We start from the raw sequence: 25528 nt of genomic DNA on the forward strand, positions 1-25528 counted from the left end.
CTGGTGAGGAGAGGGCGTGCACCGACCGCGAGCCCGGCTGACGGCGCTGTGCGCCCTGGCCGCCCTGCCCCCGGCGATCGAGGCGTTGCTACTGGTACGCCTCGGGTTCGTCGCCGCCGAGGGGCTGTCCTCCCAGGTCACCGCCGTCTGGCCGTACGACACCTACCACGACCTGCGCTGGCTGTACGTCTACCACGACTCGTGGCCCGACTTCCTGGTCGGCCTGCTGCTGGTGATCGGGTTCCGGGCGCTGCTCACCACCGGGCTGGTCACGCTCGCCTGGCCCGCCGGGGTGGACCGGCCCGGTCTGCGCTGGCTGCTCGGCCGCAACCTCGGCCTGTCCGTCGTGGTCGTCGTGCTGGTCGCACCGTGGGCGTTGATCTCGGTGGCCGCCTCGGTGGTCGCGCTCTCCTGGGTGCTGCTCGCCTCGCTGCTGCCGATGTTCCTGCTCGCGCCGTTCCTGCAACGCGCCGCCGTGGTCGGGCCGTGGTGGCGTGGACTGCCGTCGATCTCCCTGGTCGGCTGGTCGCTGCTGAACTTCGTGGTGATCACCGTGGCGAGCGCGCTGTGCTGGAGCGTTCCCGGCTGGTGGACGGTGCCCGTCGCGCTGTTCGCCGGGGCGGCCAACGGGCTGCTCTGGGAACGCACCGTGCACGTCGCCGTGCTGGCCCCCCGGGTGCGCTGGGCGCGGGTGCCGGTCGCCCCGATCGCCGTCGCGCTGGCGCTCGTCGTGCCGCTGACGATCCCCGTGCTGGTGCAGGTCGTCCCGGCGGGGGTGACCATCGAGCAGGTGGTGCTGGGGCAGCGGCTACCCGCCGACGTCCGGCACGCGGTGATCGTCCTCGCCGGTCACGGGTCCGCCTATGACGGCACCCCGCCCGTCGACGCGAACGTGGAACGGTTCTCCTACCGGGGGCTGGGCGGGGACGGCCGGCCGCTGCCGTACCGGTCGTCGGACACCAACCGGTCGCTGGAGAGCGGGGCCGCCCTGCTCCAGACGCAGGTGGACCGCCTGCACGGGCGTACCGGCCGGCCGGTGGCGCTGATCGGGGAGAGCGAGGGGGCGATGCTGGCCCGCACCTACCTCGCGCAGCGCCCGCACCCGGCGGTGGACACCCTGGTCATGTTCAGCCCGTTGATCAACGCGGGGCGGGCGTACTACCCGCCGGCCGGGGTGTCCCACGGCTGGGGTGTGGCCACCGGCTGGCAGCTACGGGCCCTGCTCGGCATGATCGGACTGTTCGGGGTCACCGACGCCGGGCCGGACGAGCCGTTCATCCGCTCCCTGCTGGACAATGCGCCCTTCTACCGCAACCAGTTGATGTGCCCGGTGCCGGGCGTGCGCATGGTGGCCTTCCTGCCGACCACCACGGCGACCGAGGCGCCGCCGGGCGACTACACCGGCATCCCCGTGTTCCAGATGCCCGGGGTGCACGGCGGGCTGCTGGGCCGCTCACTGGTCCAGGACCGGCTGATCCACTTCCTCGCCGGGGTGCCGGAGAGCCGGATGCGGCGGGAGTATCCGCTGCTCCAGCAGCTCGGTGCGGGCTGGCAGGCACCGCCCCTGGCGATCCGGGTCAACCCCGCCTGGAACGACGTCCGCCAACCGGACCCGTCCTTCACCGGGAAGGTCTGCCAGCCGTCCTGACCTGTGTGTCGTCCCGGTCGCCGCGTCGGTGCCGGACGACCAGCCGGACGGCGGCCAGGGTCAGTCCCACCACGATCAACGCCTCGATCGGGTGGTACGGCGCGAACAGCAGGTGCACGACGACGACCGCCGCCCCGACCACCATGGCGGCGGTCACCCAGCGGCGGCGGGCGAACGCGACGACCAGGCCGGTCGCCACCAGCAGCACCCCGCTCGCCACGTGCAGCCAGGCCCAGTCGGTGAGGTCGTAGAAGACCAGCCCGTCGGCGTGCAGCGAGACGTAGACGTCGCCGCTGTCGACGTCGCCGATCCCGGACAGCACGTCGAAGATGCCCGCACCGACCAGCAGGCCACCGGCGAGCAGCAGCGACCGGTCCGGCCGTCGTGCCGTCATCCCACCCTCCCTCCCCTCCCAGGCTAGGGCCGGCGGGGCACGCCGTCCGGCGATCACCGGCGGCTCCCGGCGGCCACCGCCGGCACCCGTGCCGGCACCCCGCCCGGCGGCCGCTGTCCGCCTGGTGAACCCGCGGGTAACCGAGGGGCCCCGGTGTCCGGGTCGAGGTCTACGCTTGCCAGGTGACTGTGGGGCAGCAGGCTAGGGGCAGCGCAGGCAGCGCGGGCCGGCGCCGGTCGAGGCGCGACGAGATCCTGGAGATCGCGGTCGGGCTCTTCGCCGCCCGTGGCTACCACGGGGTCTCCATGGACGACATCGGTGCGGCCGCCGGGGTGACCGGCCCCGCCCTCTACCACCACTTCGCCGGCAAGGAGGCGATGCTGGCCGCCGCGCTGATCCCGGTCAGCGAGGGGCTGCTCGACGGTGGCCGGGACCGGGCGGCGAGCCGTCCGGGCGACCCGCGTGGCGCGCTGGAGTCCCTGATCGACTTCCACGTCGACTTCGCGCTGGCGAACCCGGCCGTGATCGCCCTGCACCTGCACGAGCTGGACCGCCTCCCGGACGAGCCGCGCCGCCGCATCCGCAAGCTCCAGCGGCTGTACGTCGAGGAGTGGGTGACCGTGCTGACCGCGCTGCACCCGGGGCTGCCCGACGGAGAGGCGCGGGTGCTGGCGCACGCCGCGTTCGGCCTGATGAACTCGACCCCGTTCCTCGGCGGCGAGGTCGACAGGCGGCGTCGGGCGGGGCTGCTGCGGGCCGCCGCGCTGGCCGCCCTGCTCGCCGAGACCGACTCCTGACCCTCCCGCCCGACTCGTGGCCGACGGCCCGACCGTGGTTTCCTGGCATCCGTCCGCACCCCTGGACGTTGAGCATCCGTCCCCACCCTGGACGCTGGAGGAAACATGATCGAGTCGCTGTTGGTCGCCAACCGGGGCGAGATCGCCCGCCGGATCATCCGTACCGCGAAGCGGCTCGGCATCCGTGCGATCGCGGTGCACTCGGAGGCCGACGCCGACCTGCCGTTCGTGGTCGAGGCCGACGAGGCGGTGTGCGTGGGACCGGCGAACCCGGCCCTGAGTTACCGCAACGTGGAGGCGATCCTGGCCGCCGCCGAGTCCACCGGCGCGCAGGCGATCCACCCCGGCTACGGCTTCCTGTCGGAGAACGCCGACTTCGCCCGTACGGTGCAGGCCCGTGGGTTGGTCTGGGTCGGGCCCGGCGCGGACGCGATCACCGCGATGGGCGACAAGATCAACGCGCGGAACCTGATGGCGGCGGCCGGGGTGCCGGTCGCGCCCGGCACCACCGAACCGGCCACCGACCTCGACGCGGCGGTCGCCGCCGCCACGGAGATCGGCTACCCGGTGATGGTCAAGGCCGCCGCCGGTGGCGGCGGGATGGGCATGGCGGTGGCCGCGGACGAGGCCGCGCTGCGCACCGAGTACGACAAGGTCCGCGCGTTCGCCGAGCGGATGTTCGGCGACGGCTCGGTGCTCATCGAGCGCTACTTCCCCCGGGTACGCCACGTCGAGGTGCAGATCCTCGGCCTGGCCGACGGCCGGGTGGTGGCGCTCGGCGAGCGGGAGTGCTCGGTGCAGCGGCGCAACCAGAAGCTGGTCGAGGAGTCCCCCTCCCCGGCGGTCTCGCCGGAGCTGCGGGCGCGGTTCCTGGCCGCCGCCGTGCGGGCCGGCGAGGCGGTCGGCTACCGCAACGCGGGCACCGTCGAGTGCCTGCTGGACCCGGCCACCCAGGAGTTCTTCTTCCTGGAGATGAACACCCGGCTGCAGGTGGAGCACCCGGTGACCGAGCTGGTCTACGGCGTCGACCTGGTCGAGGAGCAGCTACGGGTGGCGGCCGGCCTGCCACCGACCTTCGACCCGGATGCGCTGACCCCGCGCGGGCACGCGATCGAGCTGCGGATCAACGCGGAGGACCCGAAGCGGTTCCTGCCCGGACCCGGCGTCATCGGTACCTGGGTGGAGCCGACCGGCGAGGGGGTACGCGTCGACTCCGGGTACGTCGCCGGCAACACGGTGACCCCGTTCTACGACAGCCTGCTGGCCAAGCTCGTCGTCACCGGGGCGGACCGGGCCGAGGCGATCGAGCGGGCCCGGACGGCGGTGGCCGGCTTCGCGGTGGCCGGCCCGAAGAACAACCTGCCCTTCTTCGCCGAGCTGCTGACCAACGGGGAGTTCGTCTCCGGCGACTACGACACCGGCATCGTCGGCCGGATGCGCTGACCGGCGGCGGGCCTGACCCCGCGCGGCGTGGTCAGGCCCGCCGGATCCCGCCCGGCGGGTGCGGCCGGGGCATCGGCCGGTGCGGCGGCGGGCCGACGACGTCGATCCGGGGCGGCAGCGACACCGTGTCGATCCGGGGTGGGCGGTGCCGACCGGCCGGGGCGTCGTTGGTCGGGGTCGGGCCGGCGGGGAAGTGCCCCGGGTTGCGGTCCTTGCGGGCCGGCCCGTCGAGCAGGGCCGCCTCCCGTCCCGATGGGTCCGCCGGGTGGTTACCCCCGTCGGGCGCCCGGTGCGGGTGGCCCTTCGGGGTGGTCCGGTTCGCAGTTTTGATGGTGGCGCGGAGCAGGTCGTTCTCGGCTTCCCGGGCGGCCAGCGTGCGCCGCAGCACGGCGTTCTCCGCGCGGAGCTGGGCGATGATCCGGCCGGCGTCGTCCGTGGTGGGGGTCGACCCGTCGGGGCTGGTCACCTGCGGCCCGGGGCCGTGCGGGTGGGCCCGGCCGTCGGTCGGTCGACGGTCCGTCGGCGGCTCACCCCGGGCCGCCTCGTAGAGCCGTTCGAACCGGCGCAGGGTGGCCTGCCGGTCGGCGGGTGCGACGGTGCACTCGACCACCAGCACCACCGTCTGCCACGGCGGCCCCTTGGTCTCGGTGGTGAAGTGCCGGGACAGCCGCTTGCGCCAGGTGTCCCGGTCCCGGCCCGGCCGGTTGCGGCAGATCCGTTCGGCCAGCCTGCTCCAGGTGTCGACCGTCCCGATCTCCGGGGACCGTTCGACCAGGTCACGGACCGCCAGCGCGTACTCGGACACCGCCGGCGACCCGTACCGGGCCGCGTAACCGGCGGCCAGGTGCTCGCGCGGGACGAGCCAGTGCCGCTGGTGCCGGCCCCGGGCCGGGGTCGGCGTACTGGTGTCGGAGAGCATGGGCGGACCTTTCGTGCGGAGCTGTCTGACCCGGGAAGGTATTCGTACCCTCCATCCACAGATCGTGAGCGTCCCGGCCTGTGTCCGTGGTCAGTTTCTGGCCGGGTCGTTGTCCGGGTAGCGCCGGAGCGCCGTCCGGGTTGGACGGTCGGGCCCGGGGACCGGGGCGGTCGTTTCCCGGAGCCGTCGCCGGACGGTCCACTTTGGCCGCCCGTCCCGGCACTGCCCGGCCAGAACGGCGTGCGGGCCCGGCCCGGCCCGTCGTTGGGCCCGTCGTGCGACCGGATTCGTTCCGCACCTTCGCCGGCCCTCGGTCGGCGCACGCGCGGCGGGAGCCGGACGCGTCACCCGGCGGTGGAGATGCCGTCGCCGGTCATGCGGCCTGGGAGCGGAGAACATGGGAAGCGGAAGACTGACCGACGGCGCGCGTCCGCGACCCGACCGTCGGCGGGTGGGCCGGATCCTGCGGTCGATGTCGCTGTTCGCCGAGGGTGCGGTGGCGATGGCCCTGGTCCTGGGCCGGGAGGACGCGGTGGCCTGGGCGGGCGCGGTCGCGACGGTGCTGCGCAGCGCCGCCGAGCTGGTGGAGGGCCCGTCGGGCCGGTGACCTCCGGGGCCGGCCGGCCCGACACCCGGGGCGGGCCGAGATCCGGGGCGGTGTGGCGGCGGCGGACGGCGTGGTGGTTCCCTGGAGGGACCACCGGTCGTCCGGCGTCGCCGGTCGTCGCCCCCACGAGGGGCGACGACGCGGGACGAACCTCCGGCGACCCGATGTCACAGCGAGGTGACCATGAGTCAGATGCCAGCGGCGGTGTCGATCCGGGAGGTCGGGCCCCGCGACGGGCTCCAGAACGAGGAGCTGATCCCCACCGGGGCCAAGGTGCGGCTGCTCGACGCCCTCTCGGGCACCGGCGTGCGCCGGATCGAGGCGGTGTCGTTCGTGCATCCCAGGGCGATCCCGCAGATGGCCGACGCCGACGAGGTGTGGCGGCAGGCCGGGAAGGCCGAGGGGGTCCGCTACTCGGCGCTGGTGCCCAACACGAAGGGTGCCCAGCGGGCCCTGACCGCCGGATTCACCGAGATCGAGGTGGTGGTCTCGGCCAGCGACACGCACAACCGGCGCAACGTCAACCGCTCCACCGACGAGTCGCTCGACGACATCGCCGAACTGATCGACCTGCTGCACGGCGCGGGCGCGCGGGCCGAGGTGATCGTGGCGACCAGCTTCGGCTGCCCGTACGAGGGGGACGTCGACCCGGGGCGGGTCGCCGGGATCGTCGAGCGGGTGGTCCGCGACGGCGCCGACCGGGTCGCGTTCGGCGACACCACCGGCATGGGTACGCCCCGGCGGGTCCGGGAGCTGGTCACCGCCGTCCGTGACCGGGAGCCCGACGTGCCGGTGCTGCTGCACTTCCACAACACCCGGGGTACCGCGCTGGCGAACCTGCTGACCGCCCTGGAGCTGGGGATCACCGAGTTCGACGCCAGCGTCGGCGGTCTGGGCGGCTGCCCGTACGCGCCGGGGGCGAGCGGGAACCTGGCCACCGAGGAGGCGGTGCACATGCTGCACGACATGGGCATCGACACCGGCATCGACCTGGACGCCCTGATCGGGGTCGCCGAGTTGGCCGAGGAACTGCTCGGCAAGCGGCTGCCGTCGGGGGTGCTGCGGGCCGGCCCGCGTAGCCGGCTGACCGCCCGGCCCTGACCGGGCCCGGCGGGGGCGGATCGGCCCGACGACGCGGGGAGGGGCCGGCGTGGTGCCGGCCCCTCCGTCGGGTCACGTCGTGGGTCAGCCGACGCTGAGCAGACCCGGCCAGCTGTCCTTGAAGACCTGGCTGCCGGTGCTGCTGCGGCGGTCGTTGGCGCTGAGGGTGCCGGCGAACAGGCTGCTGACCCGGTTCGCCTCGGTGGTGCTCGGGTACGGGTTGGTGCAGCTCGTGCCGGCGCTGCCGCCCGACATCAGGATCGCGCAGTTGCCGTTGTAGTTGTCGGGCAGGCCGAGGATGTGCCCGATCTCGTGGGTCATGATCCGCAGCGGGCTGTACTGGGCGGCCTGCTGGGTGTCGATGTAGACCCGGCCGTTGCCGAGGCTGGTGCGCTGGGCGTACGAGCCGCCGCCGGTGATCTGGTAGATCCGCAGGTTGGTGCCGCAGTTCGCGGTGAGCGTCAGGTTGGTGGTGGCGTTGTTCCAGATCGACGCGGCCTGGTTGGCGATGCCCGCGTAGCTGGGCGCCTGGCTGGTGTTGTAGCAGATGGTCATCGCGGCGGAGGCGGGCGCGGGGTTGGCGACCGTGAGGCCGAGGGTCGCGGTCGCCGTCGCCAGGGCGGCGACGGCGAGGCGCTTGATGCGTGAGTTCATGACTCACTCCAATCCGGAGGGGGTGTCTGGAGCGTAGCCATATCGATAGTTGAGTATCAATATCCGGGGCGGAAGTCGGTCGGGTGGTCGGGTGGGGCCCGGATGCGCTAGCCTAACGATCGTTCAGGCTGGTCGGCGCGTCCACCACGACGCCCACGGCGGCATGGCGGTCGGGCGCGCCCACGAGGCGCGGGGCGAGGGGGTCGGCGTGACGCTCGACGGTGAGGCACTGGAGCAGCTACGCAAGCGGGCCCGCTCCGGCGGCGCCGACAAGTACCACGCGGCCAACGCCGGCAAGGGCAAGCTCTTCGCCCGGGAACGGGTCGCGCTCCTGGTCGACGAGGGCTCCTTCGTCGAGGACGGGCTCTACGCCAACGCCCTGGCCGAGGGGCTGCCCGCCGACGGCGTGGTCACCGGCACCGCCACCATCGACGGCCGGCCGGTCTGCCTGATGGCCAACGACTCCACGGTCAAGGCCGGCAGTTGGGGCGCGCGTACCGTCGAGAAGATCATCCGGATCATCGAGCGGGCCTACTCGACAGGCGTGCCGATGGTCTACCTGGTCGACTCGGCCGGCGCCCGGATCACCGACCAGGTCGACCTCTTCCCCGGCCCCCGGGGTGCCGGCAAGATCTTCTGGAACCAGGTCCGCGCCTCCGGGGCGATCCCGCAGGTCTGCGCATTGTTCGGGCCGAGCGCCGCCGGCGGGGCGTACATCCCGGCGTTCTGCGACGTGGTGGCCATGGTCGAGGGCAACGCCAGCATGTACCTCGGCTCCGACCGGATGGTCGAGATGGTCACCGGGGAGAAGACCACCCTGGAGGCGATGGGCGGGGCCCGGGTGCACTGCGCCGAGTCCGGCGTCGGGCACTTCCTGTGCAGGACCGAGGCCGACGCGCTCGACGTGGTGAAGACCTACCTGTCGTACCTGCCCTCCAACTGGCAGCGGCAACCGCCGGCCGCGCCGGCCGTCGCCGCGCCCGCCAAGGTCGACCTGGCCGCGCTGGTGCCGGCCAGCGAGCGGCAGGCGTTCGACATGCGCCGGTACGTCAAGGGCCTGCTCGACGAGGGTTCGTTCTTCGAGATCCAGGCGCTCTGGGCGAAGGAGCTGACCATCGGGTTCGGCCGGCTCGACGGCGAGGTCGTCGGCGTGGTCGGCAACAACTCGATGTTCAAGGGCGGCGTGCTCTTCGTCGACTCGGCCGACAAGGCGACCCGGTTCGTGCAGCTCTGCGACGCGTTCAACGTGCCGCTGCTGTTCCTGAGCGACGTGCCCGGGTTCATGGTCGGCAGCGCGGTGGAGAAGCAGGGCATCATCCGGCACGGGGCCAAGATGATCACCGCGATCTCCGAGGCGACCGTACCCAAGATCTGCGTGGTGGTGCGCAAGGCGTACGGCGCGGGCCTGTACGCGATGGCCGGCCCCGGGTTCGCCCCGGACGCGACGATCGCCCTGCCCACCGCGAAGATCGCGGTGATGGGGGCCGAGGCGGCGGTCAACGCCGTCTACGCCAACAAGATCGCGGCGATCGCCGACGAGGCCGAACGGGCCGCCTTCGTCGCCGCCAGACGGGCCGAGTACGAGCGGGACATCGACGTGGTGCGGCTCGCCAGTGAGCTGGTCATCGACGCGATCGTCGAACCGCACGAGCTGCGCGCCGAACTGGTCCGCCGGTTCGCCGCCGCCCGCAGCAAGGACCGGCACTTCTCCCGTCGCCGGCACGGGGTCACCCCGGTCTGACCGGCCGGGGACCCACCGCCGTCCCCGACCGGCCCGACCGGTCGGCACCGAGCCACCGCCACCGCCGTCGACCGGGTCCGACCGGTCGTCCAACCGATCCGTCGTTCCCGGCGTCACGAGCGTCCGGGGCGGCACCCGTACAGGAGGAACCGATGGACTTCCGGCTCAGCGAGGAACACGAGGCGCTGCGGGAGAGCGTGCGGGACTTCGCCCGCGAGGCGGTCGCCCCGGTGATCGCCGAGCACTACGAGCGGCACACCTTCCCGTACGAGATCGTCCGGCAGATGGGCAAGATGGGGCTGTTCGGCCTGCCCTTCCCCGAGGAGCACGGCGGCATGGGCGGCGACTACTTCGCGCTCTGCCTGGCCCTGGAGGAACTGGCCCGGGTCGACTCCAGCGTGGCGATCACCCTGGAGGCGGCGGTCTCCCTCGGCGCGATGCCGATCTTCCGGTTCGGCACCGACGAGCAGAAGGCCCGCTGGCTGCCGAAGCTGCTCAGCGGCGAGGCCCTCGCGGGGTTCGGGCTCACCGAGCCGGGCACCGGCTCGGACGCGGGCGGCACCCAGACCCGGGCCGTCCTGGACGGCGACGAGTGGGTGATCAACGGCTCGAAGGCGTTCATCACCAACTCGGGCACCGACATCACCGCGCTGGTCACGGTCACCGCGGTCACCGGCACCAATCCGGACGGCTCGAAGGAGCTGTCCACCATCATCGTGCCGTCGGGGACACCCGGCTTCACCGTCGCGCCGGGGTACTCGAAGGTGGGGTGGAACGCCTCGGACACCCATGAGCTGACCTTCGACGACTGCCGGGTGCCGGCCGGGAACCTGCTCGGCGAGCGGGGCCGGGGCTTCGCCCAGTTCCTGCGGATCCTCGACGAGGGGCGGATCGCCATCGCCGCGCTGGCCGTCGGCCTCGCCCAGGGCTGCGTCGACGAGTCGCTGAAGTACGCGAAGGAGCGCCAGGCGTTCGGTCAGCCGATCGGCAACTACCAGGCGATCCAGTTCAAGATCGCCGACATGGAGTTGAAGGCGCACACCGCCCGGCTGGCCTACCATGACGCCGCCGCGCGGATGCTCGCCGGTGAGCCGTTCAAGCGGCAGGCGGCGATCGCCAAGCTGCACGCCAGCACGGTCGCGGTGGACAACGCCCGGGAGGCCACCCAGATCCACGGCGGCTACGGCTTCATGAACGAGTACCCGGTGGCCCGGTTCTGGCGGGACTCCAAGATCCTGGAGATCGGCGAGGGCACCTCCGAGGTGCAGCGCATGATCATCGCCCGCGACCTGGGCCTCTGACCGTACGCCCGGACCGGGTCCGCCGCCGGGCGAGAACGGGGCTCTGTCGGGTATCCGCAGCCCTTCGTCAGTAGACCGACGAAGGGCTGCCCGGCGTCGTATCCCGTCCGTACCCTTCCTGCCCATGACCCCGGATCATGATCACTCGCCAGCGGGTGGTCGTACCCCGATCGGGGAGCTGGTGCGGGCCCACCGCCTGGCCGCCGGTCTCACCCAGACCGACCTGGCCCAGCGGGCCGGGGTCGGCGTGCGGACGGTCCGCGACCTGGAACGCGGCCGGGCCCACCGGCCGCACCGCACCACCGCCGAGCTGATCGCCGGGGCGCTCGGCCTGACCGGCGCGGCGCGCGCCGGCTTCCTCGCCACCGCCCGGGGCCGGGCCGCGACCACCCCGGCCGCCCCGGGCGTCGCCGGGCTGCCGCACCGCACACCCGCCGCCGGCACCGTCCCCCGCGACCCCGACCTTCCGGGTACGCCGATGGCGCTGCCCCCGCCGGTCGAGCTGATCGGCCGGGAACGGGAACTCGACGAGCTGACCGCTCTGCTGACCGGCGACGGCTGGCCGCCGGTGCTGAGCCTGGTCGGTCTGGCCGGGGTGGGCAAGACCGCGCTCGCCCTGGCCGTGGCGCACGCGGTGGCCGACGTCCACCCGGGCGGGGTGGCCGGGGTGCTGGTCGGTACCGGCTCCGACGCCAACGACGTGCTCGCCGCGGCCTGCGCGGTGCTCGGCGCGGCCCGGCTCGCCGAACTGGCCGCCCGGCTGCGGGGCCGCCCGGCGCTGCTGCTGGTGGACGCGGTCGAACGGGCCCCGGACCCGGTGGCCGAGGTGGTGCACCTGCTCGTCGCGGCGGTGCCCACCCTGCGGGTGGTGGCGACCGGTCGGCATCCGGTCGGCATCCCCGGCGAACTCGTCCGCCCGGTGGCCCCGCTGGAGGTGCCCCCCGCCGGAGTGGTCGACCCGGACGAGCTGGCCCGGTGGCCGGCGGCGGCCCTGTTCACCGCCCGGCTCACCCGGGTCCGCCCGGAACCACCCGGCCCGGACGAGCTGCCCGCCCTCACCGCGCTGGTCCGCCGGCTCGACGGCCTGCCGCTGGCGATCGAGCTGATGGCGGCCCGGGGCCGCATCCTCGACCTGCCCGAACTGCTCGACCGGTACGGCGACCGGGTGCTCGACCTGGCCGGCCCGGATCTCGGCGGGCGGGGGTGGGAGGCCGCGCCGCCGGGGCGTACCGACGACCCGGCCCGCTCCACGGTCGCGGTGACCCTGCGCGAGGCGGTCGCCACCAGCTACCGGCTGCTCGACGGGTGGGAACAGGCGGCGCTACGCCGGCTCTCGGTGTTCGCCAACCGGTGGTCGGTGGAGCTGGCCGAGGAACTGCTCGCCGACGAGGCCGACCCGGATCCGTCGGGGGTGGTCGACCCGGTGCCGCTGCTCGACCGGCTGGTCGAGTTGGGCCTGCTCAGTGTCCGGGGTGCCGGGCCACTGCGGTTCCGTCTGCTCGACGCGGTCCGTGAGTACGCCCTCGAACAGGCCGCCGGCCGGGGGGAGCTGACCGCCGTCCGTCGCCGGCACGCCGTGGTGATCACCCGGTTGGTGACCCGTACCGCGCCGGACCTGGTCGGGGCGCGACAGCCGGCGGCCGTCCGTCAGCTCGACGAGGCGACCGGTGACATCGGCGCGGCGCTGGCGCACGCCGCCGGGGACGATCCGGTCACCGCGCTGCGGCTGGCAGCCGAGCTGACCCGTTGGTGGCGGATGCGGGGGCGGGACGTCAGCGGCCGGCAGTGGCTGTGCCGGCTGCTCGCCGATCCCCGTACCGCCGACGCCGATCCGGTGCTGCGGGCCTGGGCGCTGCTCGGGGTGGCCCGGCTGGCCGCCGAGCACGGCGCGGCGGCGCAGGAGCTGCCCGCCGCCCGTGCCGCGCTCGCGGTGCTCGCCGGGCGGGCCGACGTGGCCGGGGAGCTGGCGGCGCGGACCGTCCTCGGCACCCTGCTGGTCGCGACCGGTGCGTACGACGAGGCGGCCGAGCAGGCGCAGGCGGTGCTGACCCTGGCCACCCGGCACGGCCGGACCCGGGACATGGCGGTCGCCCAGCACCACCTGGCCTGGCACGAGATCCGCCTCGCCGATCTGTCGGCGGCCCGGCGTCGGCTGGCGGCGGTGGACCGGCTGGCCGCCCAGTGCGGGGAGCCCCGGCTGCGCCTGTTGGCCCGTGCCGACCTGGCCGAGGTGGCCCGGCTGGAGGGCCGTCACGGTGACGCGGTGGACCAGGGCCGGCGGGTGGTCGCCGCGCTGGCCGGGGTGGGTGATCCGGGGCACCGGCGGCGGGTGCTCGGCACGGTGGGCCTGGCGTTGGCCCGGTCGGGCCGGCTGGACGAGGCCACCGAGATCCTGGCCGAGCTGCGCTGCGACGGTCGTCCGTCGCCGCCCGGGTCCCGGTCGGAGGCGGGCGTGGCCGGGGGGCGTCCGGGCGGGGGCGGGCCGGTCCGGGCGGAGGAGTCGGTCTGCGCGCTGATCGAGGGCACCATGGCCCGGCACCGGGGGGACCGGGAGTTGGCGGCGGAGTGGTTCGCGGTGGCGGAGGCTGCCGGTGCGGCCGGTCAGGACCGGCGGGACGTGGTCGAAGCCCTGGTCGGGCTGGCCGTGAGCACCGGCTCCGCCGAGGTGCGGGAACGGCTGGCGCAGGCGTGCCGACGCGGCGGCATCCGGCTGTTGCCGGATGAGGAACGCCTGCTGGGCTAGACGCGGGGGTGGCGCGAGCGAACGGGCCCCCTGGTCAAACCCCTCGCTCGATCGCTCGCGCCAGCACCCCCCGGTGCTCCCCCGCGCGATGAAGGCTAGCCAGCCGGGCCGTCCGTTTTGCGGCGATCGGCGGCTCTGCGACCGGTGGGTCCGACGAGTTCTGCCGCTTTTTCTGCCGGTTGGCCCGGTGTCTTGTCGGCGGGTGGTCAGCAGGCTGACGGCGGCTCGTCGGTCGGGGCCTGGTCGGTGCTGCCGGCGGTCGCCCCCGGGTGGACGGCGTCGCGTACCCGGCGCAGGCCGTCCAGCATGGCGGCGAGGGTGTCGGGTTCGAGTTGGCCGGTGAACCACTGCTCGATGATCTGGAGATGGCCGGGCAGGGTCTCGTCCAGCCGCTGCATGCCGGCCGGGGTGACCACCGCGTACGAGCTGCGCCGGTCGGACGGACAGGCGCGACGTCGGAGCAGCCCGTCGCGCTCCATCCGGTCCACCACCCGGGTGACGCCGCTGGTGGACAGGGAGGTCTGGGCGGCGAGGTCGGTCATCCGCAGTTGGTTGCCGGGGGAGCGGGCCAGGCGCATCAGCACCTCGAACTCGACCGCGGAGACGCCGTGCTCCTCGTACTGGGCGGTGAACCGGGCGGTCAGCCCGGCGTGCGCCTCGACCAGGAGGCCGACGGCGGTGATCCGGGGGTCGTCGAACACAGTCTCGTCCACCTGGCCATCCTAACAGTGCTTGACACGGGGAATATTGCTGCGGTTATAGTTGCTCAGGCAGTCGTTGGGCTACTAAACAATCTTCCCCGGAGGGCAGTTACATGACCAGCACCGAGTCGGTTACCCGCGACTGGGACGGCCTCACCATCCCCGCCGCCGGCACCTACCTGCTGGACGCCGCGCACAAGCGGGTGGGCTTCGTCGCCCGGCACATGATGGTCAGCAAGGTACGCGGCGAGTTCGCCGACGCCACCGCCACCATCACCGTCGCCGAGAACCCGCTGCAGTCCTCGGTCACCGCCACCATCCAGGCGGCCAGCATCAACACCGCCCAGGCCGACCGGGACGGCCACCTGCGCAGCCCCGAGTTCCTCGACGTCGAGCAGTTCCCGACGCTGGAGTACCGCAGCACCGCCGTGAAGTCCCACGACGGCAACGAGTTCGTCCTGCTCGGTGACCTGACCATCAAGGGCGTCACCCGCCAGGTCGAGCTGGAGGTCGAGTTCGAGGGTGTCGGCCGCACCCCGTTCGGCACCGACGTGTTCGGCTTCACCGCCAGCACCGAGATCGACCGCGAGGACTTCGGCCTGACCTGGAACGTCGCCCTGGAGACCGGTGGCGTGCTGGTCGGCAAGAAGATCAAGATCGAGATCGAGGGCGAGGCCATCCGGCAGGCCTGAGCCCGGCACGCCGAGGCCCCCGCTCGCCGCGAGCGGGGGCCTCGGCGTCTGCGCGTGCGGATTGTCACTGCCCGGCGACGGCGACATCCGGTGCTGGTGAATGGCCGCTGGGTAGAGAAGCGGGACAGCGCATACCCGGTGGGCACTGGCCCCGGCGCGTGGGCGCTCTTATGGTGGTTCACACTGCGCGCCGGGACGGTCACCGTCCCGCGCGTCTCACGCCTGGAGGAAACATGGGTAGGGACGTCGAGCAGGGCGCGTTCTCCCGGGAGGACCGGGTCCGCTACCGGCAGAAGGTGCGGCGCTGCCTGGACGTCTTCGCGCTGATGCTCGACGACTTCGGCTTCGACGCCGACCGGCCGATGACCGGACTGGAGATCGAACTCAACCTGATGGACCCGGACGCCGAACCGGCGATGCGCAACGACGAGATCCTCGCCGCCATCGCCGACCCGCTCTTCCAGACCGAACTGGGACAGTTCAACCTGGAACTGAACGCGGCACCCCGGCTGATCGAGGGGGGCGGCTTCGCCCACTACGAGAGCGACCTGCGCAGCAGCCTCACCCGGGCCGACGAACGGGCGGCCCGGTCCGACGCCCGGATCGTCATGGTCGGCATCCTGCCCACCCTGACCGAACGGCACCTGGTGGCCGACAACCTCTCCACCAACGAGCGGTACCGGGTGCTCAACGACCAGATCGTCGGCGCCCGGGGCGAGGACATCGAACTGGACATCAGGGGGGTCGAACGGCTGCGGACGCACACCGACTCGATCGTCCCCGAGGCCGCCTGCACCAGCCTCCAGTTCCACCTCCAGGTCGCGCCGGACAGCTTCGCCGACTACTGGAACGCCTCCCAGGCCATCGCCGGCGTCCAGGTCGCCGTCGGCGCGAACTCGCCGTTCCTCTACGGCCGGCAACTCTGGGCCGAAACCCGGATCGCCCTGTTCCAGCAGGCCACCGACACCCGCCCGGACGAGCTGAAGGCCCAGGGGGTACGCCCCCGGGTGTGGTTCGGTGAACGCTGGATCACCTCGATCTTCGACCTGTTCGAGGAGAACGTCAGGTACTTCCCGCCGCTGCTGCCGATCTGCGCCGACGAGGACCCGGTCGAGGTGCTGCACGCCGGTGGCGTCCCGCAACTGTCCGAGCTGCGGCTGCACAACGGCACCGTCTACCGCTGGAACCGCCCGGTGTACGACATCATGGACGGCCGTCCGCACCTGCGGGTGGAGAACCGGGTGCTGCCGGCCGGCCCGACCGTGGTCGACATGCTGGCCAACGCCGCCTTCTACTTCGGGCTGGCGCGTGGGCTGGCCGAGTCCGACCGGCCGATCTGGAGTCAGCTCACCTTCAGCTCCGCCGAGGAGAACTTCCACGCCGCCGCCCGCCGGGGCATGGACGCCGTGCTGCACTGGCCCCGCCTCGGCGAGGTGCCGGTCACCAAGCTGGTCCTCGACACCCTGCTGCCGAAGGCGGCCACCGGGCTGGACCGGTTCGGTGTCGCCCCCGCCGAACGGGACCGGCTGCTCGGCATCATCGAGCAGCGCTGCCGTACCGGCCGCAACGGGGCGGTCTGGCAGACCGAGACGGTGTGGGCCGCGCAACACCACCGCAACCTCGACCGGGACGCGGCGCTGCGCCACATGGCCAACCGGTACGCCGAACTCCAGCGCAGCAACGAACCGGTGCACACCTGGCCGGTGGACTGAGCCATCCGGTAGGAGGGCCGGCGTCCCGGAGTTACGTCCGGCCGGGGAGGCCGTTGCCGGGTCAGGGGGTGCGGCGTCCGGCGCGGGGCTTGGGCACCGGGCCCGGTCCCGTCGGCGGGGCCCCGCTCCCCTGGTCGACGCCCTGCTGCCCGCCGTCCGGCGAACCGTGGTGCTGGTCGGTAACCGGGCCGGACGGCGCTGCCCCGGCGCGGGCGTCACCGGCCGGGGCCGCACCGGGTGACGGAGCCGGCGGGGTGCTCCGACCCCGGCGGACCGGTCGGGCCCGGCCCACGGCCGGAGGCCGGGAATCGTCACCGGGTTCCGGCACCGGCGTCGCGGAATCCCCGGCCGGGTCGTCCGCCGGGCCAGAGGTGGCGGGTGACGCGGGCGGCCCGGGAGTGACCTCCGAGGTGCCGCCGGGGCCCGGGTTGTCGGCCGTCGGGTGGTCGGTCCCCCGACCGGGAACGTCCGGTTCGGAGGGTGCGGTCGGGTCGGTGCCGGCCGGCAGGTCGTCCGGTGCCCCGGTGCGGGGGTGCGGCACCGACGGCGTCGTCCGTGCGGCGGCCCGTCGCTCGGCCCGCTGGGCGAGCGAGGCCACCAGCACCGAACCGGCCGCGCCGACGATGACCGCGTACGGCGCGACGAGGTGGGCCGAGACCTGGGCCGGGGAGATCGTGGCCAGCCGGGGCACGGCGAGGAAGTAGGCGACCGCGACGAGCAGCGGCCCGGCGGCCCCGGAGACCACCGCACCGAGCCGCAGCTCGGGCGTCCGGGCGGCCCGTCGGGCGGCCGACGCGCCGATCAGCAGGGCCGAGCCCAGGGCGAGCAGTGCTCCCGGCCAGTAGAGGTGGTCCCGCCACCAGAACCGGGGGCTGTCCTGGGCGATCTGCCAGATGCCGAGCTGGGCGCTTGTCAGTCCCCGACCGGCCAGCACCCCGTCGACGACGGAGACGACGGCCAGCAACCACAACCAGCCGACGGTGGCGATCACGTTCGTCGCGGCGGCCCGCGAGTGCAGCGCCCAGACCGCGACCACCAACCCCACCAGCACACCCACCCCGGCGTAGCCGGCCGCGACGGTCTGCGGCGAGAAGGTCTCCGGTACGGAGGCGGCCCGGGACGGCACCGCGACCAGCAGGACCGTGATCAGCGCCCCGACCGCGCCCGCGACCGCGAGGGTGACCCGGTGCAGGGTGCCACCGGTGTCGACGTCCCCGCTGCGCTCGTGCAGCCGTTGGGCGCAGATCGCCCCGGCGACGGTGGAGACGGCGGCGATCCAGGTCGCCCAGGCGAGGCTGGCGAACCAGGACGGTTCGGTGGCACCGGCGTCGGCCGGCGCCCAGTTGATGATGCCCAGGCCGTAGCCGAAGCCCAGCTGCGCGGCGCCCACACCGGCGGCGACGCCCAGCGCGGTGAGCACCGATCCTCCCCAGCCCCGTCCCGCCATGTCGGGACTGTAGCGTTCCCTGGTCGAGGCGGCGAGTCGGACGAGCGCCGGAGCACGGCCGGTGACCGCTGGGCGGCGGCCGGTACCGTTTCGGGGACGAGGCGGGGGAGCGGCATGGACGACGACGAGTACACCGGACAGGACACCGCGGGCCGGGGCCGGCCGGGCCGGGGAAAGATGCTGCTCGGCGGCGCCCTGGCGACGGTCCTGCTGGCCGCCGTCGGGGGCACCGTCGGGTGGGTGCTGGCCGACCCCGGCGACCCGGAGACCGGCGCCACCCCGGCAGCGGCGGCCAGCGGACCGTCCACCCCGGTCGACGCGCCGACCACCGCCGGGCCGACCGCCGCGCGGACCACCCCGCCACCCGCCGCCACCGGTGGCGGGCTGACCGTGCCCCGGCTGGTGGGGCTCGACTTCGAGAAGGCGCGGGACACCCTGCACGACCGGAAGCTCGGCTGGCGGCTGGTGTTCGGCACCGGGTCGGGCCGGACGGTGACCCGTACCGTGCCCGCCCAGGACACGTCGGTGAAGCCGGGCACCACCGTGCGGGTGGAGGTCAGCGGGCCGGCACCCGAGGTCGAGGTGCCGGACCTGGTCGGCGAGGACTGCGACGACGCCGCCGACGAACTGGGCGACGTGGGCCTGTTCCCCCGGTATCCCACCGGGAACCGTGGCGAGGTCACCGCCCAGGTGCCTGCGGCCGACGCGACCGCGCACTGGAACGACCAGGTCGCCATCTCCTGCGGTGACCAACCGACGCCGACCGCCGAGCCGACACCGACGCCGACGCCCTGACGGGCGGGTCGCCGCGCCGGTACCGGCGATTGCCGGCGTCGACCGTTACCGTGGTGGGGCCGAGTGCCACGACCGCCGGGCCGGCCCGGGGCCTCGCCCGGTGGGTCGAGCGCCCGCCGTCCGCCAGGTGGCGAGAGGACGTGCGATGAGCGACGACCGCCAGGACCCACCCGCCGACGACGCGACCCGCCCACTGCCCCGTCCGCCCGACGACGCGACCGGCCGACTGCCGGCTGCGGACCGGACCGCGCCGTTGCCGGCGGACCGGCCCCCGGCGGGCGGGCCGTCCCCGGTCGACGCCACCGCCCGGCAGGAGCCGGTGGACGCGACCCGCCCGCTGCCGGCGGCCGACGGGCCGCCGCCCCGTGCGACGGACGCACCGGTCTGGTCCGGCCGGGCCGGGGTGCCACCGGCACGGGCGGACGACCCCCGCGAGTCGGCCGAGTGGTACGCCGAGGAGCAGCGCGGCCGACGCTGGTGGACGCCGATCCTGCTGGGCGTGCTCGGGCTCGTGCTGCTCGGGCTCGTCGGGGTGGGGAGCTGGCTGGTCCTGCGGGCGGTGGACACCTCGTCGGACGGGACACCGACCCCACCGCCGACGGCCGTGCCGACGACGGGTGCCGCCCCGACCACCGCACCACCCAGCACCCCACCGACCACCGGGCCGCCGACGACCCCACCGACCACCGCGCCGACGACCGAGCCCGCCGGAATTCCGGTGCCGCCGCTGGTCGGTCTCTCCCAGGAGACGGCGGAGGCCCTGCTGGGGCGGCTCGGGTTGTCCTCCCGGGTGCAGACGCGGGAGTCGGACCGGCCACCCGGCACCGTCCTGTCCACCGAGCCGGGCGCGGGTCAGACGGTGTCGCCGGGGGACGAGGTGACCCTGGTGGTGGCCGCCGAGCCGTCGGCGTCGCCGTCCGGCACCGCCACCCCGACCGGGTGACCGGCCCGGCTCACCACATCCGGCGTCTGGCCCCCACCAAGCCCAGCCCGGCCAGGGAGATGGCCAGCCCGAGCAGGCCGGAGTAGAACAGCGACCGGGCGACGGTCTGCCGGTCGTCCGACGGGTGCCGGGGCTGGGCGAGGGCGGACGCACCGCCACCGCCGACCCCGGACTGCGCGGTCCCCGGATCGGCCGCGATGCTCCCACCGGGACCAGCCGTCGGGTCGTCCTCGGCCGTAGGGTCGTCCCCGGTCCGCACAGCGTCCCCGGGCGGGTTTCCGGCCCCGCCGTCGGTGTCGGCCCAGAGCGGGGTGCGGGCGCGCCGGTCGGCAGGTAGGGCCGGATCGGGCGGTGTGCCGTCGGCGTCGGTGGGCTCGGCCACGGTGATCTCGGGGGCCGGCACCGGCTCGGCGAGCCGGGTGGCCGACTCGGCCGGGTAGCGGGTCACCACCACGAGGGTGAGGACCACGCCGACCAGGGCCAGCAGGCCGAAGGCGGGTCTGAGGCGGGACCTGTGGTGCCGCCGCGCGGCGGGCAGATAGACCATGGCCATCCCAGGTTCAGGGGCCGGATACGCGCGGGGTGGAGACTTCGCCGGGGTGGGCGTACCGATTCTATGGCGACGGCACGCCCTCCGGCCGGGTAATCGGGGAGTCAGCCCACCGCGATCGGCGCGCGGTTGACCGGCCGGCGCGACCGTGCGGTGTGCTGACGCGGTACGGCCGCGGCCCGCAGCTGGGTCAGTCCGGCCCGCTGGACGAAGATCGAGCGGCGGCTGACCGCGTCGCCTGCGGCGTTGAGCTGGTAGCCGTCGAGCCAGAGCCAGCCGTCGTACGTCGGCCAGTCGAGCACCCGGATCACCCGGAAGGTGATCGGTCGGAGGAACTGCACACTGGCGGCGCGGGTCACGTGCAGAACGTCACCGGAGCGGGGAAGCACATGGGCTCCTGGGAGGATATGGCCGGCGTCGCGGGGCCGGTCGGTGCGGAACGGGGACGGATGCGGGTCCGGCGACGGGGTTGTGCCTCGCGGGCCGGTGCTCGGTGTGGTGGTGGCCGGGGGCGTACCCGCTGGTGGTGGATCGCACCACCCGGCCATCACCCGGCTGCTCACGGGTGTTACCGCTCCCGCCGCCGCAGCCTTCGGGCGTGCAGCGGCGGGGTCATCAACCCGGGGCGGGCCTCGTGGATTCCTGCGGCCCGGGGCATCCATCCGGCCGGGCGAGCCCGGGGCGATGATCACACCCGGAAATCGACCGGAAACGGTGAGTGACTCGAACCATACGGACAGAGTGCATCAGTGTGATGCGGGATGCAAGTTGCACGTCGACTTTTGCCGATACGTGAGGGCGACACGTGAACCGGGCGCTTGATCACGCCGACTCCGGAGCGGCACACTGGACGCGGTTCGCCCGCCGCGGCCGGTCGACGACCGGTTCCACCCCTTGCCGCGAACGATCGCCCGCCGTCCGTCGGTCGCGCCCCCGGCGGGTGTGGACGCAGGCGCGACCGACCGGAGGTAACCGGGTGAGCGCGAGGCACCAGCTTCCCCCGTCATCGGCACCTGGGGCGATGCGATGAGCGAACGGCGGAGCCCCACCATCCGGCGTCGTCGGCTCGGGGCCGAGCTACGCCGCCTACGCGACGGTGCCGGCATCACCATAGAGGTCGTCGCCGAGCAGCTGGAGTGTTCCGCCTCCAAGATCTCGCGGATCGAGACCGGCCACACCTCCGTCACGCCCCGTGACGTGCGGGACATGCTCCGCATCTACGGGGTGGTGGGCGCGGAGAGCGAGGAGCTGGTGCAGATCGCCCGCGAGGCGAGGCAGAAGGGGTGGTGGCATCCCTACAGCACCGTGCTCGTCGGGGCGTACGTCGGCCTGGAGGCGGCGGCCGGCCACATCCGCGCGTACGAGCAGCAGGTCGTGCCCGGTCTGCTGGAGACCGAGGAGTACGCCAGCGCGATGATCCAGGCGGCCCGCCCGGACTTCACCGCCGACCAGGTGCAACAACGGGTGCGTGTCCGACTGGGCCGTCAGTCGTTGTTGACCCAGGACGATCCGGTCGATCTGTGGGTGGTGCTCGATGAGGCGGTGTTGAGTCGGCCGGTGGGCGGTGACGCGGTGATGCGTAACCAGCTCAGGCGGCTGGTGGAGGTGGCCGAACTGCCGAACGTGACGTTGCAGGTCCTGCCCTTCGAGGTGGGGGCGCACGCCGGCATGGACGGGACCTTCACCATTCTCAGCTTTCCCGAATCGGTTGATCCGGATGTCGTGTACGCGGAGAACGCCACGGGTGGGCTCTTCCTGGAGAAGAGCGACGAGCTACAGAAGTACAGCTTCATCTTCGATCACATTCGAGCAGCAGCCCGGCAGCCGGAGGAGTCCATAGCACACATCGCAGAACTGGCAGAGGAGCCGTTGTGGAAATGGCGACCAAGAGGTTCCCCGAGGACCTGACGCAGGCGACCTGGTTCAAGAGCTCAAAAAGCGGGCCGAACTGTGACAACTGTGTCGAGGTGGCTTACGTGATCGGGGCGGTCGGGGTACGGGACTCGAAGGACAAGACAGGTCCCGCCCTCGTATTCGCCCCCGGGGAATGGAACGCCTTCGTCGCCGACGCTCGGAACGGCGCGTTCGGCCAACACTGACCAACGCAGCGTGGCGTTGACTGCGGGCCGGCCGGGGACACTCCCCGGCCGGCCCGTCGCCACTTCCGCCCCGGGTCGTTGAACCCTCGGTACGGCGCTGGTCGACGATCCGCCGCAGGTGGCGGCAACCGAGCGAGGCAGGCGATACGCAGATGACGACGATCGGCTCAGACAACCTCACCCATGGCCCCGGCAAGACCGAACGGTTCGGCGGGAAGTACCGCAGCGCCCGGCGCGACACGATGCTCACCGAGGTGGGTGCCGGTGACACCGAGGTGGGCCGCGACGGTTACCCCGGATCCGAGCACGGCGGACCCCTGCCGCTGCCCTCGTCGCACCCGGGGCCGTTCGCCGAGCCGTCGCTCCGACCGGCCAGCTGGCCCATGGAGCCCTCCGAACCGCTGATCGACCACCCGCTGTTGCGGGGCCTGCTGCTGGAGCTGCCGCCCAAGGGCAGCGTCCCACCGCCCGGCTGGCTGGACCGGTGGTTCGAGGCGACCCGGGCGATCCTGGAACTGCTATACGTGCAGGGAGCCGGCCGCGGCCGATGAGGCGGGCAGCCCGGCCAGTGCGGGGCGGGTGCCCGGCAGGGTCCGCTCGGCGAGCCGGTTGTGCCGCAGCCCATGGCGTACCCCGATGGCGAGGACGGCCAACCCGCCGAGGATGAGCGTCACCCCGGTCACCCCGTTGCCGGCGCTGAGATCGAGCCCACCGGCCCGCAACAGGCCCGGCAGGGTGGCCAGCGCGGTCACCTGCACGGGCAGGCCGATCAGCGGATGACCGGCGGCGGCCCGCAGGCCGTACGGCGCGGGGGTCTCCGGCGCGGCGGTGAACGCGCCCGCCCCGGCCCGCAGCCGGCGGACCCGGCGCACCGTGCAGGCGGCCACCGCGAGCGCCGGCACCGCCACCAGCGGGAGCTGCCCGGCCGCCCGGTCGACCGGGGTGTCCCCGCCGCTGATCGTGCCGGCGACCAGCACCGTCGCGGTCAGCGCGAGCCCGGCCACGGAGAGGGCGAGCAGCCATCCGGTACGCCGTCGCAGGGCGCGGGCCCGGTCCAGCCGGGGTAGTCCGTCCGCCACGACGCCGGCGGCGAGCCAGACGGCGGCGATCGACAGCAGAACGATGAGATGCCCATCCATGGACACAGCCTTGCCCACAACGGCGGGCGGCGAATCCGGGACGAGCCCCTGTTCCCACCCCGGAGCATCCCGTAGGGGTGGCCGCGTCCCGGCCGATCGGCCCGGCGGCACGGAACCGACCGGGTTGTCGTACCGGCCGGTCGGCCGTCGTGGACGGATCAGACCGCGAAGGTGGCCGGCCGTTCGGTGGCCGGAGCCGGCGGCCGGGCCTTCCACAGTCCGGTCTTCTGGCCGGCGAGCCGGGTCAGGTAGGCCGGGTTGAGGATGACGTACCGCCGCCAGAGCCGCTTCGGCTCCAGCCCGAGCCGCCAGAACCACTCCAGGCCCGCCCGCTGCATCCACGGCGGCGGCTGCCGGAGCAGGCCGGCGTGGTAGTCGAAGGCCGCGCCGACGGCCATCAGCGGCATGTCCAGCAGGGGCCGCATCGCGTACGTGAAGACCTCCTGGCGGGGGCAGCCCAGGCCGACCAGGACGAGCCGGGCGCCGCTGGCCCGGATCCGGTCGGCGATCTCGACGTCCTCGCCGGGCTGCACGGCACGGAACTTCGACGGCTCCACCCCGGCGATCTTCAGGGCCGGGAACATCCGCTCCAGCGCCGGGATGAGCTTCGTCAGCGTCTCCTCGGTCGAGCCGTACAGATAGACCGGAAGGCCCTCGTCGGCGAACCGGCGCAGCACGTGCAGGGTCAGCGTCGGGCCGTAGACCCGGTCGGTCAGCCCGGCGTGGTGCAGCAGGTTGAGCGCCCAGCGCACCGGCTGGCCGTCCGGGGTGACCACGTCGAAGGAGTTGAGCCGGGCGTTGTGCGCCGGGTCGAGCACCCCGGTCATCACCCCGTGCACGGCCAGCGCGGTCAGCGCCAGCGGCCGGCGTTCCCGGGCCGCCGCGACCACCTGCTCGGTCGCCGAGGCGTAGTCGGTGGCGTCGACCAGGACGCCGAGGACGTTCCGCTTGCCCTGTGCGGTCATGCCCCCGGCACCCACTTGTCGACGTTGGCCTGGTAGATCTCCCGCATGATCATGGGTACGTCGTAGACCTGCTTCCAGCCCGGGTAGTCGGCCTGGAACGCCTCGTTCGAGCCGATCCACCACTTGTGGTCGCCGATCCGGTTCGCGTCGACGTACTCGGTGATCATCTCCTGACCGGTGATCTCCTCGGCCAGGGCGAACGCCTCCCGGTTGGAGGTGTTGGAGTGCCGGCCGCCGCCCAGGTTGTAGACCGCCGCCGAGCGCGGCTCCCGGAAGAACGCCTCGAACGCCGTCACCACGTCCGAGCTGTGGATGGCGTCGCGCACCTGCTTGCCCTGGTATCCGAAGATCTTGTAGGTGCGGCGTTCCATGTTGGCCCGCATCACGTACCCGAGGAAGCCGTGCAGCTCGGTCGCCGAGTGCGCCGGGCCGGTCAGCGTGCCGCCCCGGAAGCAGGCGGTCCGCATGTCGAAGTAGCGGCCGTACTCCTGCACCATCACGTCGGCGGCGACCTTGGAGGCCCCGAAGACCGAGTGCAGGCAGGCGTCGATCGACATGTCCTCGCGGATGCCCTGCTCGTACGGGTGCCCCGGCTCGATCTCCCAGCGGGTCTCCTGCTCCACCAGCGGCAGGCTGTTGGGCCGGTCGCCGTAGACTTTGTTCGTCGAGCAGTGGATTACCGGCGCCCCGATGCAGTGCTCCCGCACGTTCTGCAGGATGTTGAGGGTGCCGCCGGCGTTGACGTCGAAGTCGGTGAACGGGTCCCTCACCGCCCAGTCGTGCGACGGCTGGGCCGCGGTGTGGATCACCACGGCGATGTCCCGGCCGTACCTGGCGAAGAGCTTGCCGAGGCTGTCCCGGTCGCGGATGTCGATGCTGTGGTGCGCGTACGCCGACCCCAGCTCGTCGGTCAGCCGCCGGACGTTCCACGCGGTCGAGGCCTCGGCGCCGAAGAACTCCTGCCGCATGTCGTTGTCGATGCCGACCACGTCCAGGCCGAGCCCGGCGAAGTGCCGGACCGCCTCGGAACCGATCAGACCGCCCGACCCGGTCACCAACGCGACACTCACACGACACTCCTGGTCAAGGTAGGAGGCTGGAAAAAACCATCGGAGCATAGCCTGACGTCCGGTACGC

General features: G+C 73.5%; 25 protein-coding genes. 15 read left to right on the top strand and 10 right to left on the bottom strand.

What is annotated here, in order from left to right:
- The first annotated feature begins 16 nt into the window (after window positions 1–16).
- Entirely contained in the window at window positions 17–1648 is a 1632-nt protein-coding gene (locus JQX11_RS14915; RefSeq protein ID WP_204925551.1) for an alpha/beta fold hydrolase, read from the top strand.
- Here JQX11_RS14915 and JQX11_RS14920 read toward each other — a convergent pair.
- Window positions 1620–2042 (bottom strand): DUF7144 family membrane protein, encoded by a 423-nt coding sequence (locus tag JQX11_RS14920; protein WP_204925552.1) that lies wholly within the window; start codon window positions 2040–2042, stop codon window positions 1620–1622. The two genes, JQX11_RS14915 and JQX11_RS14920, sit on opposite strands and share 29 nt — an antisense overlap.
- Window positions 2043–2224: 182 nt before the next feature.
- On the opposite strand from JQX11_RS14920, the gene JQX11_RS14925 reads away from it, so the two are divergent.
- Window positions 2225–2839 carry a TetR/AcrR family transcriptional regulator gene (locus JQX11_RS14925; RefSeq protein ID WP_204925553.1) on the top strand — a complete coding sequence of 205 codons (615 nt, stop codon included), beginning with the start codon at window positions 2225–2227 and terminating at the stop codon, window positions 2837–2839.
- 105 nt (window positions 2840–2944) lie between these two features.
- Complete coding sequence (locus tag JQX11_RS14930; protein WP_204925554.1) at window positions 2945–4282, top strand: acetyl-CoA carboxylase biotin carboxylase subunit; 1338 nt, start codon at window positions 2945–2947, stop codon at window positions 4280–4282.
- A gap of 31 nt (window positions 4283–4313) precedes the next feature.
- On the opposite strand, the gene JQX11_RS14935 is transcribed toward JQX11_RS14930, so the two are convergent.
- Complete coding sequence (locus JQX11_RS14935) at window positions 4314–5201, bottom strand: hypothetical protein (protein ID WP_204925555.1); 888 nt, start codon at window positions 5199–5201, stop codon at window positions 4314–4316.
- A 397-nt stretch (window positions 5202–5598) separates the two neighbouring features.
- On the opposite strand from JQX11_RS14935, the gene JQX11_RS14940 reads away from it, so the two are divergent.
- Both JQX11_RS14940 and JQX11_RS14945 read left to right on the top strand, forming a co-directional pair.
- Entirely contained in the window at window positions 5599–5808 is a 210-nt protein-coding gene (locus JQX11_RS14940) for a hypothetical protein (RefSeq protein ID WP_204925556.1), read from the top strand.
- Between the two features lie 183 nt (window positions 5809–5991).
- Window positions 5992–6909 carry a hydroxymethylglutaryl-CoA lyase gene (locus JQX11_RS14945; RefSeq protein WP_372444590.1) on the top strand — a complete coding sequence of 306 codons (918 nt, stop codon included), beginning with the start codon at window positions 5992–5994 and terminating at the stop codon, window positions 6907–6909.
- 84 nt (window positions 6910–6993) lie between these two features.
- Here JQX11_RS14945 and JQX11_RS14950 read toward each other — a convergent pair whose 3' ends face one another.
- Window positions 6994–7563, bottom strand: coding sequence for a snapalysin family zinc-dependent metalloprotease (locus JQX11_RS14950; RefSeq protein WP_204925557.1), 570 nt, complete (start codon window positions 7561–7563; stop codon window positions 6994–6996).
- A 208-nt stretch (window positions 7564–7771) separates the two neighbouring features.
- On the opposite strand from JQX11_RS14950, the gene JQX11_RS14955 reads away from it, so the two are divergent.
- The 3 genes from JQX11_RS14955 to JQX11_RS14965 all read left to right on the top strand — a co-directional run bounded on the left by JQX11_RS14955 (window position 7772) and on the right by JQX11_RS14965 (window position 13348).
- Complete coding sequence (locus JQX11_RS14955; protein ID WP_204925558.1) at window positions 7772–9304, top strand: acyl-CoA carboxylase subunit beta; 1533 nt, start codon at window positions 7772–7774, stop codon at window positions 9302–9304.
- Between the two features lie 152 nt (window positions 9305–9456).
- Complete coding sequence (locus JQX11_RS14960; protein ID WP_204925559.1) at window positions 9457–10605, top strand: acyl-CoA dehydrogenase family protein; 1149 nt, start codon at window positions 9457–9459, stop codon at window positions 10603–10605.
- A gap of 124 nt (window positions 10606–10729) precedes the next feature.
- Window positions 10730–13348, top strand: a complete 2619-nt coding sequence (locus JQX11_RS14965; protein ID WP_204925560.1) for an ATP-binding protein — start codon at window positions 10730–10732, stop codon at window positions 13346–13348.
- A gap of 206 nt (window positions 13349–13554) precedes the next feature.
- Here JQX11_RS14965 and JQX11_RS14970 read toward each other — a convergent pair whose 3' ends face one another.
- Window positions 13555–14061: a MarR family winged helix-turn-helix transcriptional regulator gene (locus JQX11_RS14970; protein WP_204925561.1), complete on the bottom strand. Its 507-nt coding sequence runs from the start codon at window positions 14059–14061 to the stop codon at window positions 13555–13557.
- Between the two features lie 101 nt (window positions 14062–14162).
- Between JQX11_RS14970 and JQX11_RS14975 the strand changes: the two genes are divergently transcribed.
- Together JQX11_RS14975 and JQX11_RS14980 are read left to right on the top strand one after the other, a co-directional pair.
- Entirely contained in the window at window positions 14163–14741 is a 579-nt protein-coding gene (locus JQX11_RS14975) for a YceI family protein (RefSeq protein ID WP_204925562.1), read from the top strand.
- A 233-nt stretch (window positions 14742–14974) separates the two neighbouring features.
- Window positions 14975–16453, top strand: coding sequence for a glutamate-cysteine ligase family protein (locus JQX11_RS14980; RefSeq protein WP_204925563.1), 1479 nt, complete (start codon window positions 14975–14977; stop codon window positions 16451–16453).
- A 61-nt stretch (window positions 16454–16514) separates the two neighbouring features.
- Here JQX11_RS14980 and JQX11_RS14985 read toward each other — a convergent pair whose 3' ends face one another.
- Complete coding sequence (locus JQX11_RS14985; protein WP_204925564.1) at window positions 16515–17900, bottom strand: hypothetical protein; 1386 nt, start codon at window positions 17898–17900, stop codon at window positions 16515–16517.
- Between the two features lie 114 nt (window positions 17901–18014).
- On the opposite strand from JQX11_RS14985, the gene JQX11_RS14990 reads away from it, so the two are divergent.
- The gene (locus tag JQX11_RS14990; RefSeq protein WP_204925565.1) at window positions 18015–18695 is read left to right on the top strand and encodes a PASTA domain-containing protein; all 681 of its coding nucleotides are present in this window, start codon (window positions 18015–18017) and stop codon (window positions 18693–18695) included.
- A 145-nt stretch (window positions 18696–18840) separates the two neighbouring features.
- Complete coding sequence (locus JQX11_RS14995) at window positions 18841–19638, top strand: PASTA domain-containing protein (RefSeq protein WP_204925566.1); 798 nt, start codon at window positions 18841–18843, stop codon at window positions 19636–19638.
- Between the two features lie 10 nt (window positions 19639–19648).
- On the opposite strand, the gene JQX11_RS15000 is transcribed toward JQX11_RS14995, so the two are convergent.
- Together JQX11_RS15000 and JQX11_RS15005 are read right to left on the bottom strand one after the other, a co-directional pair.
- Complete coding sequence (locus tag JQX11_RS15000; protein ID WP_372444591.1) at window positions 19649–20185, bottom strand: hypothetical protein; 537 nt, start codon at window positions 20183–20185, stop codon at window positions 19649–19651.
- A 107-nt stretch (window positions 20186–20292) separates the two neighbouring features.
- Window positions 20293–20577, bottom strand: a complete 285-nt coding sequence (locus tag JQX11_RS15005; RefSeq protein WP_088645737.1) for a hypothetical protein — start codon at window positions 20575–20577, stop codon at window positions 20293–20295.
- A gap of 637 nt (window positions 20578–21214) precedes the next feature.
- Here JQX11_RS15005 and JQX11_RS15010 point away from each other — a divergent pair.
- The 3 genes from JQX11_RS15010 to JQX11_RS15020 all read left to right on the top strand — a co-directional run bounded on the left by JQX11_RS15010 (window position 21215) and on the right by JQX11_RS15020 (window position 22838).
- A complete protein-coding gene (locus JQX11_RS15010; RefSeq protein WP_204925568.1) occupies window positions 21215–22096 on the top strand; it encodes a helix-turn-helix domain-containing protein in 882 nt (293 codons plus the stop codon).
- On the top strand, window positions 22066–22287 hold the full coding sequence (locus JQX11_RS15015; RefSeq protein ID WP_091253343.1) for a DUF397 domain-containing protein: 222 nt from the start codon (window positions 22066–22068) through the stop codon (window positions 22285–22287). Before JQX11_RS15010 ends, JQX11_RS15015 begins: the two co-directional genes overlap by 31 nt.
- A gap of 152 nt (window positions 22288–22439) precedes the next feature.
- The gene (locus tag JQX11_RS15020; RefSeq protein ID WP_204925569.1) at window positions 22440–22838 is read left to right on the top strand and encodes a hypothetical protein; all 399 of its coding nucleotides are present in this window, start codon (window positions 22440–22442) and stop codon (window positions 22836–22838) included.
- Here JQX11_RS15020 and JQX11_RS15025 read toward each other — a convergent pair.
- The 3 genes from JQX11_RS15025 to JQX11_RS15035 all read right to left on the bottom strand — a co-directional run bounded on the left by JQX11_RS15025 (window position 22806) and on the right by JQX11_RS15035 (window position 25509).
- Complete coding sequence (locus JQX11_RS15025) at window positions 22806–23426, bottom strand: hypothetical protein (protein ID WP_232377859.1); 621 nt, start codon at window positions 23424–23426, stop codon at window positions 22806–22808. The genes JQX11_RS15020 and JQX11_RS15025 overlap by 33 nt on opposite strands.
- A gap of 158 nt (window positions 23427–23584) precedes the next feature.
- On the bottom strand, window positions 23585–24391 hold the full coding sequence (locus JQX11_RS15030; RefSeq protein ID WP_204925570.1) for a WecB/TagA/CpsF family glycosyltransferase: 807 nt from the start codon (window positions 24389–24391) through the stop codon (window positions 23585–23587).
- Window positions 24388–25509: an NAD-dependent epimerase/dehydratase family protein gene (locus JQX11_RS15035; protein ID WP_204925571.1), complete on the bottom strand. Its 1122-nt coding sequence runs from the start codon at window positions 25507–25509 to the stop codon at window positions 24388–24390. The genes JQX11_RS15030 and JQX11_RS15035 overlap by 4 nt, the downstream gene beginning before the upstream one ends.
- Window positions 25510–25528: the final 19 nt, after the last annotated feature.

It is taken from the genome of Micromonospora humida (genome assembly GCF_016901255.1).
Classification (GTDB): Bacteria; Actinomycetota; Actinomycetes; order Mycobacteriales; family Micromonosporaceae; genus Micromonospora; species Micromonospora wenchangensis.